This window comes from Pseudobacteriovorax antillogorgiicola, assembly GCF_900177345.1.
Taxonomy (GTDB): domain Bacteria; phylum Bdellovibrionota_B; class Oligoflexia; order Oligoflexales; family Oligoflexaceae; genus Pseudobacteriovorax; species Pseudobacteriovorax antillogorgiicola.
In genome coordinates this window covers 260,999-277,128 of sequence record NZ_FWZT01000005.1, presented here as the reverse complement: position 1 = coordinate 277,128, position 16,130 = coordinate 260,999, and the positions used below count along the sequence as shown (strand labels likewise).

The 16,130-nt window shown below is 47.8% G+C and carries 14 protein-coding genes; 6 read left to right on the top strand and 8 right to left on the bottom strand.

The features are described from left to right. Nucleotides 1–83 precede the first annotated feature (83 nt). Nucleotides 84–875 (bottom strand): enoyl-CoA hydratase/isomerase family protein, encoded by a 792-nt coding sequence (locus B9N89_RS08975; protein WP_132317215.1) that lies wholly within the window; start codon nt 873–875, stop codon nt 84–86. A gap of 19 nt (nt 876–894) precedes the next feature. After that, the gene (locus tag B9N89_RS08970) at nt 895–1,749 is read right to left on the bottom strand and encodes a 3-hydroxybutyryl-CoA dehydrogenase (RefSeq protein ID WP_132317217.1); all 855 of its coding nucleotides are present in this window, start codon (nt 1,747–1,749) and stop codon (nt 895–897) included. 79 nt (nt 1,750–1,828) lie between these two features. On the opposite strand from B9N89_RS08970, the gene B9N89_RS08965 reads away from it, so the two are divergent. Continuing rightward, nucleotides 1,829–3,103 (top strand): chorismate-binding protein, encoded by a 1,275-nt coding sequence (locus B9N89_RS08965; RefSeq protein WP_159455252.1) that lies wholly within the window; start codon nt 1,829–1,831, stop codon nt 3,101–3,103. A gap of 119 nt (nt 3,104–3,222) precedes the next feature. Further along, nucleotides 3,223–4,587: a tetratricopeptide repeat protein gene (locus B9N89_RS08960; RefSeq protein WP_132317221.1), complete on the top strand. Its 1,365-nt coding sequence runs from the start codon at nt 3,223–3,225 to the stop codon at nt 4,585–4,587. Here B9N89_RS08960 and B9N89_RS08955 read toward each other — a convergent pair. Together B9N89_RS08955 and B9N89_RS08950 are read right to left on the bottom strand one after the other, a co-directional pair. Further along, nucleotides 4,512–6,323 carry a hypothetical protein gene (locus tag B9N89_RS08955; protein WP_132317223.1) on the bottom strand — a complete coding sequence of 604 codons (1,812 nt, stop codon included), beginning with the start codon at nt 6,321–6,323 and terminating at the stop codon, nt 4,512–4,514. The genes B9N89_RS08960 and B9N89_RS08955 overlap by 76 nt on opposite strands. Nucleotides 6,324–6,442: 119 nt before the next feature. Then, entirely contained in the window at nt 6,443–6,886 is a 444-nt protein-coding gene (locus B9N89_RS08950; protein ID WP_132317225.1) for a hypothetical protein, read from the bottom strand. Between the two features lie 261 nt (nt 6,887–7,147). Here B9N89_RS08950 and B9N89_RS08945 point away from each other — a divergent pair, with 261 nt between their 5' ends. The 3 genes from B9N89_RS08945 (at nt 7,148) to B9N89_RS08935 (ending at nt 10,759) form a co-directional block, all read left to right on the top strand. Next, nucleotides 7,148–8,497: a hypothetical protein gene (locus B9N89_RS08945; protein ID WP_132317227.1), complete on the top strand. Its 1,350-nt coding sequence runs from the start codon at nt 7,148–7,150 to the stop codon at nt 8,495–8,497. Nucleotides 8,498–8,892: 395 nt separating this feature from the next. Continuing rightward, nucleotides 8,893–9,774 (top strand): flagellin N-terminal helical domain-containing protein, encoded by an 882-nt coding sequence (locus tag B9N89_RS08940; RefSeq protein ID WP_132317229.1) that lies wholly within the window; start codon nt 8,893–8,895, stop codon nt 9,772–9,774. Nucleotides 9,775–9,922: 148 nt separating this feature from the next. After that, complete coding sequence (locus tag B9N89_RS08935) at nt 9,923–10,759, top strand: DNA ligase-like domain-containing protein (protein WP_132317231.1); 837 nt, start codon at nt 9,923–9,925, stop codon at nt 10,757–10,759. A 10-nt stretch (nt 10,760–10,769) separates the two neighbouring features. Here the strand turns inward: B9N89_RS08935 and B9N89_RS08930 are convergent, their stop codons facing one another. From B9N89_RS08930 to B9N89_RS08915, 4 genes are all read right to left on the bottom strand, one after another. Continuing rightward, the gene (locus tag B9N89_RS08930; protein WP_132317233.1) at nt 10,770–11,636 is read right to left on the bottom strand and encodes a tetratricopeptide repeat protein; all 867 of its coding nucleotides are present in this window, start codon (nt 11,634–11,636) and stop codon (nt 10,770–10,772) included. Next, the gene (locus B9N89_RS08925; protein WP_132317235.1) at nt 11,608–12,810 is read right to left on the bottom strand and encodes a hypothetical protein; all 1,203 of its coding nucleotides are present in this window, start codon (nt 12,808–12,810) and stop codon (nt 11,608–11,610) included. Before B9N89_RS08925 ends, B9N89_RS08930 begins: the two co-directional genes overlap by 29 nt. A gap of 112 nt (nt 12,811–12,922) precedes the next feature. After that, complete coding sequence (locus B9N89_RS08920) at nt 12,923–13,594, bottom strand: hypothetical protein (protein ID WP_132317237.1); 672 nt, start codon at nt 13,592–13,594, stop codon at nt 12,923–12,925. Continuing rightward, nucleotides 13,572–14,417, bottom strand: coding sequence for a hypothetical protein (locus B9N89_RS08915; protein WP_132317239.1), 846 nt, complete (start codon nt 14,415–14,417; stop codon nt 13,572–13,574). The genes B9N89_RS08920 and B9N89_RS08915 overlap by 23 nt, the downstream gene beginning before the upstream one ends. Nucleotides 14,418–14,573: 156 nt before the next feature. Here B9N89_RS08915 and B9N89_RS08910 point away from each other — a divergent pair, with 156 nt between their 5' ends. Then, complete coding sequence (locus B9N89_RS08910) at nt 14,574–16,064, top strand: hypothetical protein (RefSeq protein WP_132317241.1); 1,491 nt, start codon at nt 14,574–14,576, stop codon at nt 16,062–16,064. Nucleotides 16,065–16,130: the final 66 nt, after the last annotated feature.

Genomic DNA, 16,130 nt, shown 5'->3' with positions numbered 1-16,130 from the left:
CTTTTCCAACCCTCTCTCCTATGGAGCAAATGCCCCATAGAACGGACAATGATCATAAATATAGGTAACTGTCTACGAAATTGCTACAAAGAAAACGAAGCCTTTCTCTTTTCTAGAAAGGCTGAAATGCCTTCTTTCGCTTCATGCCCTTGGAAGCATTGGGCGAAGGTCGTGGCTTCCGAGGCAAGCCCTTGAGCGAGAGGCATCTCCAAAGACTCGCGGGTCAAGCGTTTGGTTTCCTGTATCGCAGTTGGGGACGCCTTCAATATCGCCTCGATGGTCGAATCAACAGCGTCTTCTAGTTCTTCTTGGGGAACCACTCGTGACACGAGCCCTACTTGAAATGCTTCTTGACCCTTTAGCTTACGACCACCTACTAAGATGTCAAGAGCCATAGGCAGACCGACTCGCCGAGCCAAGCGCTGGGTTCCACCGAATCCAGGAATCAAGCCGAGGTCGACTTCTGGCTGACCAAACAGAGCGTTTTCCGAGGCAATGGTGATGTCGCATGCCATAGCCAGTTCGCAGCCACCCCCAAGGGCAAAGCCTTGAACGCTGGCGACAGTCACAAATGGAGCTGCTTCCAGAGCTTTGGTCAACTCCTGACCCATACGAGTGAATTGCAAGATTTCATCGCTCGACATCTTACCCATGGCAGATATATCAGCTCCAGCCACGAAGGCTTTATCCCCACTGCCAGATAGTACTAGAACACGGGATGCTGAAGGGAAGACAGTTTGATCGATCAGCTCTAATAGGTCACGGATCACAGCTTCATTTAATGCGTTTAAGACTTTGGGGCGATTGATGGTCGCGTAGGTAACACCCTCTTCGATACTGACTTCAAGGTTTTCGTATTCTGTTCTAACGTCCATGTATCACTTCCTTCCTACATTAGTATTGGTAAACACCACGACCTGACTTCCGTCCATAGTAACCGGCTTCCACATACTTCACCAGAAGTGGGCAGGGACGATAGCGAGGGTCCCCGAGACCTTCATGGAGCACTTTCATAATCGCTAGACAGGTGTCAAGGCCAATAAAATCGGCTAGGGTGAGAGGCCCCATAGGTTGGTTGGTTCCTAACTTCATACCCTTATCTATATCTTCGGCAGTGGCAACCCCTTCCATGAGAGCTGTAAAGGCCTCGTTAATCATGGGCATTAGAATACGGTTGACAACAAAGCCAGGGTAATCTTGGCTTTGAGAAACTTCTTTTTGAAGTCCTTCTGCAAGTTCAATAATCCGTTTGGTGGTTGCTGGGTCAGTAGCCATTCCTGGAATTACTTCCACCAACTTCATGATTGGCACAGGGTTCATAAAATGCATCCCTATGACTTTATCAGGGCGCTTGGTATGGCTAGCGATGCGCGTGATAGGAATGGAGGATGTGTTGCTAGCGAGAATGGTTTCAGATGGGCAGATCTTATCCAGCTCTTGAAAGATCTTCGCCTTGACACCTTCGTTTTCAACGATGGCTTCAATGACGAGATCTGCATCGGAGAAGCTTTCCAAGCTGTTGATAGTTGTCAAACGACTTAGAATATCGCTCGCTGGAGCGGGGAGTCTGTCCTTACTTTCCAGTTTCTCAAGGGATTTTTTTATGCTTGCTTGTGCGACTTCAAGCTGCTCGGGACTGATATCGTAGAGTTTCACGTCCAAACCAAAAGTCGCGCATACCTGAGCAATACCGTTGCCCATTTGGCCTGCGCCAATGACACCAACTTTCGTGAATCCTGCTATTGCCATGGGGAACATCCTATTCTATTAGTGGACTGGAGGATGCATGATACCCTGACCTATGGAATTTTCAACTAGTCGAGTTCCCATGAAGCGAAGAAAGCTCATCCAGATTCAATCTCTCCCCGCAGACTGCTTTGATCACCTTATGGCAACATGGCCAGAGTTGATGCCACGACTAGCTTTAGGAGGGCAAGGGTCCGCCTTTCATGTCGTGGCCTTACGTGCCCATGAGGTCAGGGCTGATGAATTCTTCCAGCAGCAAATAGATTCTGTCGCACGGCAAGTGGAGAGGGGCTCGACAGGGTTTGCCACAGGGTATGTGGCATGCCTGTCCTACGATCAGATGGCAGGTATTAGTGGCTCACCCTCGCGATTTTTCTATGTGAGCCGCTCTTTGGTGATCAGTCGTACTGGGGTTTACCTTGCAGAAGATGACCCTCGGGAAGGGCAACTGATCTTGGATCGTTCCATCGCTGACTTAGAGGGCCAGCTAGAAATAGCTGCGCAAGAGCTTCCTTTGCCTCATAGCTTGCTTTGGAGTGCAGGCTGGTCCCAGCAGGAATATCTAAGCGCAGTGGCCTGTTGCCAGCAAGAAATCCGCGATGGCCGCTACTATCAGATCAACCTTCTGCAATATTTTGAATTGCTTGGAGAAAGTGCCCCTTGGTCAGAGCTTTTTAAAACGTTTGCTGGGCCTTTTGGGGCTTGGGTACAGGTGCCAAATCTTGAGCTTATCTCGTTTAGTCCTGAAAGGTTTGTTCGGATTGAGATGAGTAGCGATCAGGCTATTCTGGTGGCCGAGCCGATCAAGGGTACGGCGCCACGGAGTGCCGATCCCAGGGTTGATGACCAGAACCGGCGGTCCCTTCTAAACAGTGCTAAGGATCATGCAGAGCTACATATGATTGTGGATCTCATGCGAAATGATATGCAAATCATCTCTGATTCAGGCTCAGTCCAAGTAACAGATTCAGGCTCGCTGCATAGCTTTAGCAATGTCCATCACTTGATAGCAAAAATCGAGGCGCATCTTCGCCCGGGGCTGACCTGCGGTGACTTGCTCCAAGCTCTAGGCCCCGGTGGATCGATCACAGGGGCTCCGAAAAAAGAAGTCATCAAGGCGATCTCAGAGCATGAAATGGAAAAAAGGGGTTATTTCATGGGGAGTATTTGCTACCTGGATTCTTACCATCGCAGCTTCGATTCTTCGATTCTGATTCGTACTGTAAGTCGCGAAAACTCTGGGCCTTATCGCTTTGCGGCAGGCTCTGGATTAACAATCCATAGCAGGCCCCTTGATGAGTGGCAAGAAATCCAAGCTAAGGCGCGAGTTGTGATGCCGGCAATCATAGATAAGTAGCTGAAACAATAAATATATCTCCTAGCAGACCAGCCTGGGCAGAAAAAGCGCTCATCTGATACAAGGATTGGCCGATAAAATTTGTCGAGCGATCTTAATGGTGTAAGTGGAGGCCAGGCTTGTCCAAGATTGATATTGAAGCCGCTTTTATATATTCGAAACGAGCTGATATTCGAGATGTGATTCGTCAGTCTCTCAAGAATCAAGGCATCGACACCAACAACATCCACAACGTGATGGATGAAAAAGAGGTCATGTCTGCCATCGATAAGAGCGAATATGCCTACCTAATTTTGGACTGGGAAGTCGGTGCAGAAAGTGTTCAAAACGTCCTCCAGCATAATCGAAAAGCTCATTCCATCGAATCTCATCCGGTATTCCTGATCGCTGCAAAAGAAAATGAAGCCATCTTGCAAGCGGCAAAGGAGTATTTTGTCAGCGCCTGCACGATCGGTGAGATCAATACCGATACTATTCGCGAACAAATTAAGGGCTTAGTCGGAGAGTATCGACGCCTGAGTCCGATTCGACAAGTTCTGTTAAAGGTTGAAAAATCCCGCCGCGAGGGAGAGTTAGATAAGGCCCACGAGATGCTAGAAAAAGTCTTGGCCCATTCACCAGATAATCCGAGAGCTATTGTCGAGCTTGCGGAAAGTCACATATCACGTAACGACTGGGAGGCAGCTGAAAACATCTTAAGGCCTCACCTTGCTATGGATCCACCTTATGCTAGGATCAAGCATCTTTACGCCCGCTGCCGCTTGAAACAGAACGACTATAATGGAGCCATCGCTTCTTTAAAAGGAGCTCAGTTAATCAGCCCCTACAATACCGAACGTCTCCTAGAGATGGGGGATCTCTTCCTTGAGCTTGATCGGGTCGACGAAGCTACTGACAGTTTCGAAGAAATTCTCAAGTTCGCTCCTGAAGCGAAGTCAGCCAAACTCGGCAAGAGCAAAGGCATGCTGCTTGCTGGTGAGATCAACGAGGCCTTAGGTTTATTGCGAGAATGTGCATCGAATCGAGAACTCAGTTCGGTCTTCAACACCGCAGCCATCATTGCCATCAAGCAAGAGAAATTTGCTGTTGGTTTCGGTCTCTATAAAAAAGCGTTACAGTTGCTTGCTCGCGACAAAGGGCTATCAGCAAGAATTCTCTACAACATGGGGATCGGTTTCATGAAGCGTGGTGAAAATGAAAAAGGCTATTCATGCTTTGTAAAATCCAATGAGATGGACCCGGAATTTGAGAATGCTAAGCATAATGTAAAAGTTCTCAGTCAAACGAAATCTGGGTCAGTTGCCATTTCCATGGAAGAATTTGAGGCGGTTGAGTTTGAGGAGACCATGACCGTGGGCGAGGATGGAACTATTGCAGAATATGCTTCCGATGAAGCTCCTGGTAGCGACTACACAGAGGACTCAGGCGACAATGACGATAATCTCGATTTGGACGCTATCTTCGACGATGTCGAAAATTTTTGAACGTTCTGAATTTCCCAGCAAATGGCAAGGGGAACCTCCCCTTCAGTGAATGGTAAGGAAAGCACGTCGAGCTTGTAACGTGCACCTAGTTCCTGAGCTAAACGCAGGTGCTTTTTAGCATTTGGTTCCAAACCAGCAATTTTGGGATCGAGGGTGTTTGTAGATACCACTAGGATCTGTTTTTCAGCCTTGGTAAAATGTCGAATGTGAACAACCACAGTTCCATGAATATGGCGGCAAGATTCTACGCAAGCCAGGATCAAATGGTAGGTCAGCGAACTCCAAGTTGGTGCCGGGATTCCAAGTCCCTGCAGGTCGACGGTTTCGCGGATGTGATTTTCGAAGCTAATATCAGGGATGTCCGTGGCCAAAGGTACCATTGCCTGGGCATCGTAAAGAATCTGGTCGAGGGTCTGCGCATCATGATATTCCGGGCTGCTTAAGTTCAGCCAGTGTCTCGCTACAGACTGTGTTTGATGGAGCTGATTCAATATTTTTTGTCCTTGCAATGCGACTTGCAAGGACAAATTGCCTAGGGATTGGCTTCCTTGGAGAAGCTGCGAAAGATCCTCATCAAGTTGGGTCCATGAATGAGAGATTGGCCTTTCCGAAAGGCTTCGCAAAAACTTTCTCGGGCTTGTGCACTGCAATTCCGACTGCCAACGCCTGCTTACTTGAAAGATCTTCTGGCAAGGTGGAACGAGACCATGATGGATGGTGTCTTTAAGGTCCTCCATTTGACTAGAAACCATTAGCTGAAGGTCCAGAAATCGATCTGCCCCTGCTTTCATTTGCTCTTGGAGACTCTGTTGGCTTTTCAATAAGGAAAGCTGCTGCTTTAGTGCAATGACCTCACTTTCCAAAGAGTTGATTCGATTCTGGCTCATAGTGAAGTGCTTGCGATTTTTAAAGTCGTCTTGATAAAGGCGATCTTTAAGGTCGATGAGTTGCTGGCTCATAGCAGCGACTTGAGTATTTGGTGTAATGGTCATAGATTCTAAGAGGTCATGGCAGCTTCTTTGAAGTATTTGATGCCTTTGCCGTTCTTGCTCTAGCCTACGGTAGAAGGTGTGAGCTAAGCCCAGACAGGATAAAAATGCGAGCAAATAGTAGTAGCTAGAATTTTGTTGAGACCAAAATACTGGCTGCCACCAGGCTTGGCTGGTGATGTAAGCAGCCTCCGATAGGGTCAGGAGGGTTGCCCTTGAAGCTTGCTTGGTTATGTTGAGTTCAAGAAAACTAAATCGCTGAGGAATAGCCTTGGCAAGCCAAGTCTGGTCAAACTGTTTGCGAACGATGAGTTTGAGAGGCTTGCCGTGAATCATACTTGCCTGATGATGATGAACTTGGAGCCCTTGCTCGATCGGCTCGATTTCAAAAGTCTGCCGCCCCCGTTGGCACAGAGAGACAAGTGGCAAACCTTTGGCTGAAGTTCCTATGAGCTGACATGAGTGATCATAAACTGCAAGCTCATCAACATCGCTTACGAGTGCGAGTTTTTGCAACTCACTATGGAGGCCATATGCAGAGGCCGATCGAATCTTACTCGCGATCACAGGTGAGGATTCGAGTTCATAGCGAACATGGCTTAGGCGAGCTGTAGCTTCTGCTTGAGTCTTCGATATCAGCCTCTTGGCTTGATTCACTGGCGGGCTGATGTAAGCTCTAAGCCATAGCACTGCAATCGAAAGTCCGAGAATTGAACAATAGCAAAGGGACACCAATAACCGCCGCACATTCACCTCGTCACTAGGGGCTGTTGAGACTATTATATCGTGTCGCGGCTACCATGTAGTAGGGTTAAATTTAGATTCAAGAGGCGTGTGACGGAAACACGAGGTTTCCGTCGGAGGGTTTAGTGGCTGAGGCCACCAACAGCATTTACGATGGAACCAAGTTCTTGCTTTTGCTCAGTGTTCAGAAATGAGCTTTGTTCGTAAAGGCTAAGAATGGAGTTTCTCGCATTCGATGTGATGTTCTTGTACTCGTCTTCATCGAGCTCGTGAAATTTTTCCATGAGCTTCGTAAAGACTTCGCCGCGGTCAATATCGGCACCAGTAGACCATTTGCCTTTACGCAAGGCATTGGTCGAAAGGGCCACGATGCGACTAAATCTGGCACCGTTGGTGCCAGAACGACGCGACTTACCTGCACGCCCCTTTGACTTTAGGCGAGTTAACAGTTCATCATAAGAAAAGGCAAAACTTGATTCGACTTCCTTCACGCCGAGTGGCGTATCTTGTACGGAAGTCCAGACGATATTAAGCGTGTCACCAGGACGCAACTCAACGGATGCCATGACGATCCCCTATCTGAAAATGTGTCTATATAATCCCATTAGATGCAATAAGGTCGCTCCTCTTGGTGTTGTTCCCTAACACGGAGGCTTTCACTAAAAACATCTTTTATCCAATCAGAAAGTTTCATATTAAAGAATCTGTTTTATGTCAAATTAATTCCTAGGGTTCCTTTTAAAAGATTTATAATAATATTTGGCGTTTTTAATCGAATTGGCATATGTTGAAATTTCTGGAAAAGCGATAACAGATAGGGCGTAGCGGTGATATTTTCGAGTCGGCCAGCAACTAGCAAAACACTCAAGCAAGGGCGTGTGGGTCTTGGGCTCATTCTCATGTCTATGCTATTCATGCGCTTAGTTTGGATGGACTTGAGAACCTACTCCGTCACTGCCGACCCCAAGGCTGTGGCTGTTCTGGAAAACACCGCTTCAGCCACTTGTACGCTTCAAGACAAGACTGTCATCTACCCGCAGCACATTGTGCCTCGCCAACATCTTTCAGAGTGGGCAGATTCTCATCTGTATCGCCTCTTTCTTATGGCTAGCTGTGAAAGCGGTTTGCTTAATGTTAGATCTTATGTGCGGATGAACCAGGGGCTGCTTGTTCTCTGCGTTGTGCTTTGTGTTTTCATCAGTCGATTTTTTACCAAGAGCTGGTTGCTCTGTATTACCACCGCAGCAGTTCTAATGAGCCGGGGGCGTTTGATCAGTGCTAATGGAGATATTTCAGGCCAGGCGATGATGACTGCACTGGTCACCCTTTGGGTCGCTGTTGCGTGCCACTGGCTGCGATCAGGCTCTCGATGGAGCCGAAACTTCGTACTTGTATTTCCACTGGCTCTGACTTGGGTTGACTTCAGTCTAGGCTTTATCGGTATGGCTGTTGTTTTGGCCTATGGAACTCTATATCTGATTCGTCGCTGGATGACGATTCCGCTCTTCCAAAAGTTGCGCTGGGATCTATCCCAAAGCCGGCGTTTAGCGACTTGCCCACCCCAAGTTCAGCCGGACCCCAATCCAGGGTCATTGACCAGTGTGCTGCGCTCACTTCTTGGCTGGCGTGAGCCACTGGAATGGGGGTATCGACCGCTGCAGCTCCGTTATGAAGCAGGCTCACTTCTACGCTCGTTGGATGTTCCGTTTGTACTTTGGTTGCAGCATAAAAGGCAGTGGAAGCCTCTTATTCTTACCTTTGGGGTTGGCGGCCTTGTCCAGCTGGCTTACGTGGTTTTTACACTGAGCCACCATCGCGAAATCTGGTGGCTTCAGTCATGGTTTGCGCTCAAGCCGTGGTTCGACGGGTTCTTTATGTCGGTAGACCTTGATATCGCTGCTAGCTTTTGCATTCTAGGGCTTTGCCTTCTATTTAGTCCTGTGTGGGGCTTGACGAGCTTTTGGGAAGCTACATGGCTGCTTTTTTGGACTCTGGGTCTAGCTGCTATAGGGGCTTACGTGTGGGATTCATTCACTTGGCAAATTGCTGGTGTTGGGGCTCACATGGGAAAGGCTGGTGAAATACTTCTCTGGTTCGAGCCTCTGTTGATAACATTCGCCTTAGTTGGGATTTATCACCTGATGCGGGCTGTTGATCAAAAGCTGCGTTCTTTATAGAGTTGGACGCAAAATTGTTAATAGCTAATCAATCTCTCCTGCTCCAAGGGTTGGAGCTCATTGGTATTGTTACATCCTCTTAAGGTGTAAAAAACACATGGAAAACGTATATATTTTAGAGATAAATAAAAATTTTATTAGATAATTCTATATTTTGATTTTTAGTTTTGACCTAAATTTGGCGCTGACCTTCCGCAAAAAATCCTAGATTGTGGCCACCTGAGAACTTACGAGCAACACTGAGCAAAACTCTATATTTTAGTAATTTCTAAAACTATTATTTAATATTATCCAATCAAAAATTGTCACTTAACCTAAAGAGTGATGGGGGTTCGTCGATGGATTTCTTGTCTTTGGAACAACTCTAGATATACTCATCCTACTTGGAGGCCGTAATGGGTTTACGAATTAAAACAAACGTTACATCGCTTAATGCGCAACGAAGACTAGGTGAAACCACTAGTCGTATGCAATCCGACATGGAAAAGTTGTCGAGTGGCTTTCGCATTAATAAGTCGGCAGATGATGCTGCTGGACTTGCTATCTCAGAAACCATGACCGGGCAAATCCGATCCCTAGGCCAAGCTAAGCGAAATGCGAATGATGGTATTTCCCTTATACAGGTAGCTGAAGGAGGGATGAACGAGATATCAAATATACTCATCCGAATGCGAGAACTGGCGACCCAATCAGCATCGGATACCATAGGCAATACCGAGCGATCCTACACCAATAAGGAATACAATGAGCTTGTCGATGAGATCGATCGAATCATCAACACCACTGAGTTCAATGGTCGGCAGTTGCTAAGCGGTGCTGACGGAGCCGGTGCCGAAGAGCTTGTTGTCCATATTGGGGCCGGTGATGGCAAAACAGAAAACACAGACACAGTTGCTATAAACATAGATGATATCCAGCTTAGCTCTGAGGAGGTCTTAGGGCTGGCGAAGGGGGCAGAGATCGGCCCTGAAGAGGTCGATGGAGATTTCGAACGGGAAACTGCCGCGGAGAAGCTTGAGATTCTCGATAGTGCGATCCAGAAAGTTGCTGGGAATCGAGCGATACTTGGTGCTAAGCAGAGCCGACTCACCTCATCGATCACCAATCTCGGTGTTCAGATCGAGAATCTATCATCGAGTCGCTCGCGAATTCGTGATGTGGACTTCGCGTCACAAACTGCTGAGTTCTCTCAAAATCGAATTCTAGCCCAGGCAGGAACGTCAGTACTAGCTCAGGCTGGATCTATACCAGAATTAGCAATCGGCCTTCTACGATAGAAGCTGATGTAATGTTTGTTTGGGTGAGGCTTCTTTTTGAAACCTCACCTAGTCCTGTCACTCGGTTTAGGATTGTCATAGGCGCCTAAAAAAGTTTAAGTTTTCATGGTACCATGATCCTAGTGTTTCAACCGGCAGGAGAAAGATGATGTTGAATAAAGGACTCCCTGTCCTTCTTGCCATAAGCCTTGGCGCTTGTGTCACCCCAAACCTTGAACCTCAGATGCCCGAAGGCTACGAAAAGCCAGTCTCAAAGACACCGCAAAAACAACCAGGGGCAGAATTAGAAGCTGAGCCTATGGCTCAACAAGTGCCTGCTGTCGACTGTCATCCACTCACCGGTCCCCTTGCTGATCTACCTGCTTTTGTCGCGGAAAAATCTGTGATGATTGGTGAGTTTCTTAAAACATGCAATATGCCAGACGGCACTCCTGGTTATGTGAAAGGGTCTCCCTGGACTGCCATGGGTTTCCCATGCTCCGGAGGGCGAGGGGTTGTTGATTGGAAAGGCAGTGCCTACATGCCTAAGTTGATCATCTTCAACTTCAAGAATTCATGTCCCATGCGCTACACTGATCAGCGACAGCTAGAAGAGGACCTCAAACAATTGATAGAGTTCCCTGAAGAATCTCGTTTGATTGCCTACTATCCCTTCTCTGTCGTTTACTGGGAAGTGGTGGGATTCCGCGATGCCGACGTCGGTTTTAGAATGGAGCTTTTTTCAGGGCCAGCGCGCAAAGAAGTTTGGCCACGGTTCCAAGCTTACAAGCCGATTCCTGTAAAATTATTCGGGCGAGAAAATGCATTAGTTAAAACTGAGCACTTCTACGAAGTCGATGGATCAATCACCAAGGATGGTGAGGAAGATTTTATTTTTAAGGTGGAGCGGGTTAAAGTCCTCAGCGAAGAGGAGGTGGAAAATGTCAAGCGGCGGTGTGAAGGCCTTAAGCCTCGTCGTAATTGCCAGCAACTTTTCCGAACCTAAGCGATAGCTCTTATCGAATACTCGTCGCGGGCGACCCTTGGCTTGGGGCGGGGGGCTGCTCCGGAGCAATCACAGGCAGATTGCCTGCATTTCCCTGACTCTCCCCGGATTCATTGGCCGGGGGTGGTTCACTTGTCGTACTCGACACAACATTATTGCGAGCGAGATTGCGGTTTGATTCAATCCTCTTGCGAAGCTGGGCTAGGCCACGCCTGATCACGGGGTCTTCGGGGGCTAGCTCACCAGCACGAAGCCAGGATTTTTCTGCCAATTGCAGGTTCCCCAATCGGATCAGGATAGAGCCTTTCATCTTGTAAAGTCTTGAGCTATTCGGGTAGAACGCAAGTAGATTGTTTACTTCAATGAGCGCATACTCATACTGATGCTTCTTGTATAGCTTACCCACTTTCGCAAGACCCACTGTGTAGCTCGGTGCCTGTCGAGGGCCTTCTTTCTCAGAAACACCAAAGGCCTTGTCCAATAGCGCTCGTTCTTCTTCCGTCTGAGCATCCAACTGAGGAAACTGAGAGGTTAACTCGCGATCGGTGAGCTGGGGATTGCGTACCTTAGGTTCTTCCACCAAACTTTCTTTGCTCTGTGCCAGCGGTACAGCAACATCATAGTCAGTCGCTGCTCTTGGGATCTCGATCACATATTCCGTGTCACCTGATATTGTTCGAATGACGAACTTATCCTCTTTGCCATTGGTGCCGAGTGGTTCTGTTTCTAGGTAAAAAGGATAGGAGATAGTACCTTGAACCATCTCCTGATAGGGAGTGCTAGCTGGGCTATCAGGGCTGCTTTGACAAGCTACCATCGAAGCGATCAACGACAAGAACGCCAGTGTTTTAGAAACTATAGGAAAGGATAACATCACCCCCGGCTCCTCCATCTGTTTTAACAAATTCGTTATTGATTAAGATATTGGCATTGGTTACATAGAAAGCGGAGCTGCTGACCACAAACTTTTTGCCAAGGAATAGGTCAACCCCAAAACGCGCTGCGGGCGCGATATATCCGGTCGCCAAGTGTAGGCCGATGGCAGTATTAACACCCCATCGAATGCGATCATAGTTTTCAACCTTGGCCAGGAAGTTGTGGCTGTAGATACCGAATAGCCCGAGTGCGGTGGTGAATGGTGTCGGCGTCACTTCAGTGACCGTTTCAGTTGTATCTGTTTCGGTAAAGCCATCAGGGGTTGTTGATGGATATTCGCTAAGCAGAGCAGAGGTGGATATATTTAAGCTAGCCAGAAGTCCGAATTCACTGCGGCGATTATTGAACTTTTCTGTACCACGGAGGTGAAGCGATAGCATGCTTGACTCTCGTGCTCCACTCACAACGTTGGGAATGCTAGCTCCCCCAAAGCCCACTAGATAACGCCACTCGGGAACATACTCATCGCTAGCCCGAGCCTTGATGACCTGGCTATAGTCGACGGCAAGTTTCTGGAATCGGCTGCGAATTGTTTCGCTGTTGTAGGTGCGCGCCCAGGTTAGCTCTTTCGTTTCAGTGTTAAAGACTTGAAAGGCCATGACCATGTGGGTGGTGTGGTAGACCAAAATGATGTCCATAAAGTAGTCAATGCCAAGCTGCTCCGCGGCCCGATTCATTTCACCAACGTTTGTGTGAGGCGAGGTAATGAGAATTTGTTTGTCTGCGATGCGAGAGGTCTTGCTTTTGCATGGTAGGCAGCTAATCAAACGAATTCTTGAGTTTTCCCGTATACGTTCAGCGACGAGAAGTTCCACATAGTTGCCGTAGGATCTGGGTAGGGTGTCGCTGACCATTGCTTTACGGATCGAGAGGTTTTTGAGGTCTTTGATTTGACCGGTCTTCACATCATGACCGAATTCAGCGAGAAGCTCCTCTAGCACCTCATGAAAGCGCCGCACCGTGGGAGCATCAGCAGTAGGTTGAGGTATGTCGTACTCTTCTGCTCCTTGCTGCTCGTCAATTACGGCGTCGGTTGCGGCACCAGTTGGCGATGACTGGCCGAAGAGTGAGGAGCTTAGGGCGCCTAGCATCATGGTTGATATGATTCGTTTCATGGTGTCCTCACGACAATTAGATTCGAACCTTCGATCGGCACCACAGTGTTAAGCTTAATGGAATGATGCGGCATTGATTGCCTAGGTGAGTGATGTCTTGTTGGAGGGCTTGTTACTCGAACTCGCTAGCGGGCCGTTCAGCCTTTGGTTTGGCTTTTGAACCCAAAGGATCTTGAATAGGATTTAACCGCCTTGCAAAGTACATTTCCGAAATTTCAATGTATCGTTGCCGGAGGTAAGGGAAGTATCTTTCTTGTTGAAAGGCTTGATCCAGGGTGGATGCTAAGATCCAAAGCGCTTTCATCTCTTTGTGAAAACCACTCAGCCGCTCTTTGATAGACTTTCCCATGGCATCCGATTTGAGCTTGCTATCGACGACCATCATCGAAAAGTAAAAGCACCAGTGATATCGTATGCGATTCTGATTTACATCGGCGAAGATCTTTTCTTTTGCAACCAGTAAGCCAGACTCATTGAAAGTCTCTTGGGTGATAGCAAAAATCTCGTTTCGGCAGCGAATCAGTTCTTCCTCTGGTGGCTTCTTGGCTGTCATCACCATCGCTTTTAGTGTCCAGGGCTTCATGTCTTCGGGGTGGATAATTTCGCCGTCATTATTTGCACCAGAGGTGACTGTCTCGGTGATGTCCTCTAGCAAGGGATCAGCTTCTTCAGCGGCATCAAGGTCTTCAAAGGAGGGCTCTTCAGGAGGTGGCGACTCCTGGCTGGAGCAGGCCGAGAGCGAAGATATTACGAATATTATGCTAATACCACAAGCCCATGCCAATGGCCGTATATGCGAAAAGCTTTGCCTCCCCCGATTGGAGGCCGACAGTAACATCCATGCTAATCGTCTTGCCATATATCCTGCCATAGGTTAACTCTGTCCACACACCAGGGATATCGATGGTAAGCCCTTCGTTGCTCAGCTCACCCTCCCCAGGACTAAGGTCCTCGCTGACAGTTCCATATCGGCTCAAGGCTGCGATTCCAAACGACCAACGCCAAGAATTTTGTATGGCGTCATCCGTGTTTTTTGTGGCATCTTTTTCATCCGATGATTTTTTAAGAGTACTCTTGGAATTTTTGATCCAAGCTAAACTTAAACTTGGGCCCCAATATAAGAAGCTAAATCTTCCGTTCTGAGATCGGTAGGTTCCACTGCCATTCATAGGAGCCATACGAAAGCCTAGCCAAAAACTTGTTTTTTTGTAATCTTCTTGATCACCTAGGCGAATATCCAGATTGAACAAGAGGCCAGGCTCGACAATGTATTGATCACGAAATTCGCCAAAGGTTTTCGCATAAGGAATCATGAAACTCACCGAGCTGTGAATTCGGCCAGGGCGGGTTTCCTGGGTCATCTCAATAATCGGGCTTTCGGGCTTTGGAGCTCCTTTTTTCTTAAACTTCTCAGGCTCTCGCTTGCGGCGTCGCATGCGCTTGCGCTTGAGATCTTTTTTGAGGTCATCGATGGTAGGGTGAGGGGGAACAATTTTAGGGGGGGGCGAAGGTGGTAGGATTTTCTTCGTCTGAGCGCTAGCACTTCTCCCTGTAAACGCAACGGGCCCCAAGAGAATTGCAAGGGGAACGAGCCATGCTATTGTCATGTCTACCTCTTCTATTATCGTCGCATCTATTCAGGTAATCACAAAAAAACAAAATCAGCCAGACTTTCCTTTGAGCTCAGGGACTCCCCGTTTAGGCAACTTATGCCGATTTCTCCTTACCTAGATCCTTTTAAACTAGCTATAGACTTGCCCACCTTGACACGAAGCGTAAGAGGTTTTGCTGTGACGAGAGATAAGTCCAAACGACGATCCTTATATGACTACGAGCAGCCCTTCGATCTTTTTGAAGAGTTCGAAAAAGGTGCTGGAGCGGAACGACTGCGTGCTCCTCAAAAAGTTCGAACCCGACCTAATCTAAAAATCTATCTTTTGGCTCTTTCCTTTATAGGAACGGTGATCACGGGCTTTGGGTTTTTGGGTTTTGTTAATAAACCTTCTCCCAAGAAGCCGTTTGTTTTGGTCGAGGTGCGGGCGATTTCGGAATCGGGCAACCCTATTGCAGGGGCTGATGTTTTTCTTGAGGACAAAAAATTCGGAGTCACTGACAGCTTTGGTGAGTGGCGTCGCTATCTAAGGTTTAGAGTAGGCAAGCAGCTAGATATTCGTATTCGCAAGCAAATGGAAAATGGCATCATTCAAGCTTATAAGCAGGTTCAGGTTCCGGTGCCAAAAGGCCCCGAGGATGAGACCGAATTTAAGATGACCTTGGAACTAAAATCTGAAAATCAGCAAGCAGCAGCAATGCAGACAGGACCAAAAGAAAGGGCGATCCAAGAGCCTAGCCGAATTTCCCAGGCTGATAATGAAGCAATCAATGAACCACGTGAGCAAATCCAAATTTTGGGTGATCAAGCGCGAAAGTCAATGGAATACACTGATACCAAACGTCTTAGTAGTATTGATATTCGATTGACACCATTCAAAAGCCGCTATGGAACACTTATGGAAGCTCATCAATCCCGCGTTCTGGGGGTGAAAGTCGTGCCAGAGATGATTGCCTTGGCGGCTGAAGAGGGGCTTCGAATTCAGAAGAATGCTAGTTGGAAATACGATATTCAGTATGTGGCTCATCAGGGCCAGGTTGGGTTTATTAAGGGCACTTTGCGCTGGCTCGATGGCAATCAAACTCGCGAACGATCTTTCCTTCAAAATTTCTCGAAAACCATTTTGGAAACGGCAGATAATCTTTTAAGGCTCGCAAAGCTTCACGTCAATCGCCCCTATCTAGCCTACCAGCATGGTAAGGAGTGGCACATAGCGCAAGAGGGCCTTATCAAGTACTGGAAGGTGCGCCATGGGCTGCAACTCATGAATCGCGATCGACAAATTTTCACGATTAAAAGAAGAGGTATTACTGCATTGCTCGGTGCTGGAAAGCCATGTCCTTCTGGTAAAAGTTCTTGCCTGCTTTGGACTCCCTCGACCCGAGAACGACCTCCTCACGGTGGCTGGGCTCTCCAAAGACTTCGCTTCCAAGGAGGTTTTCCCAAGGGAGGCGAAGTCTATATTAACGGCTTCCAAGCCTTTCCGGGTCAATCTGGCGATTTTGAGTTCTGGGGCAAGCCAGGTGTCACTCATCGCCTCACCCTTCTAACAGGAAATTCTATCTACTTCAGGACCCGGGTGGTGCCGTCAAGCGAGCAGGGTTTGGAGGTTAAGCTTCCAACTCGTATTGCCCGTCGCTGATCACAGTTGCTTGGCCCTACATATCTGTAGCCTTCTCTAAAATTTGAGTAAAGATCTGCAAAGGTG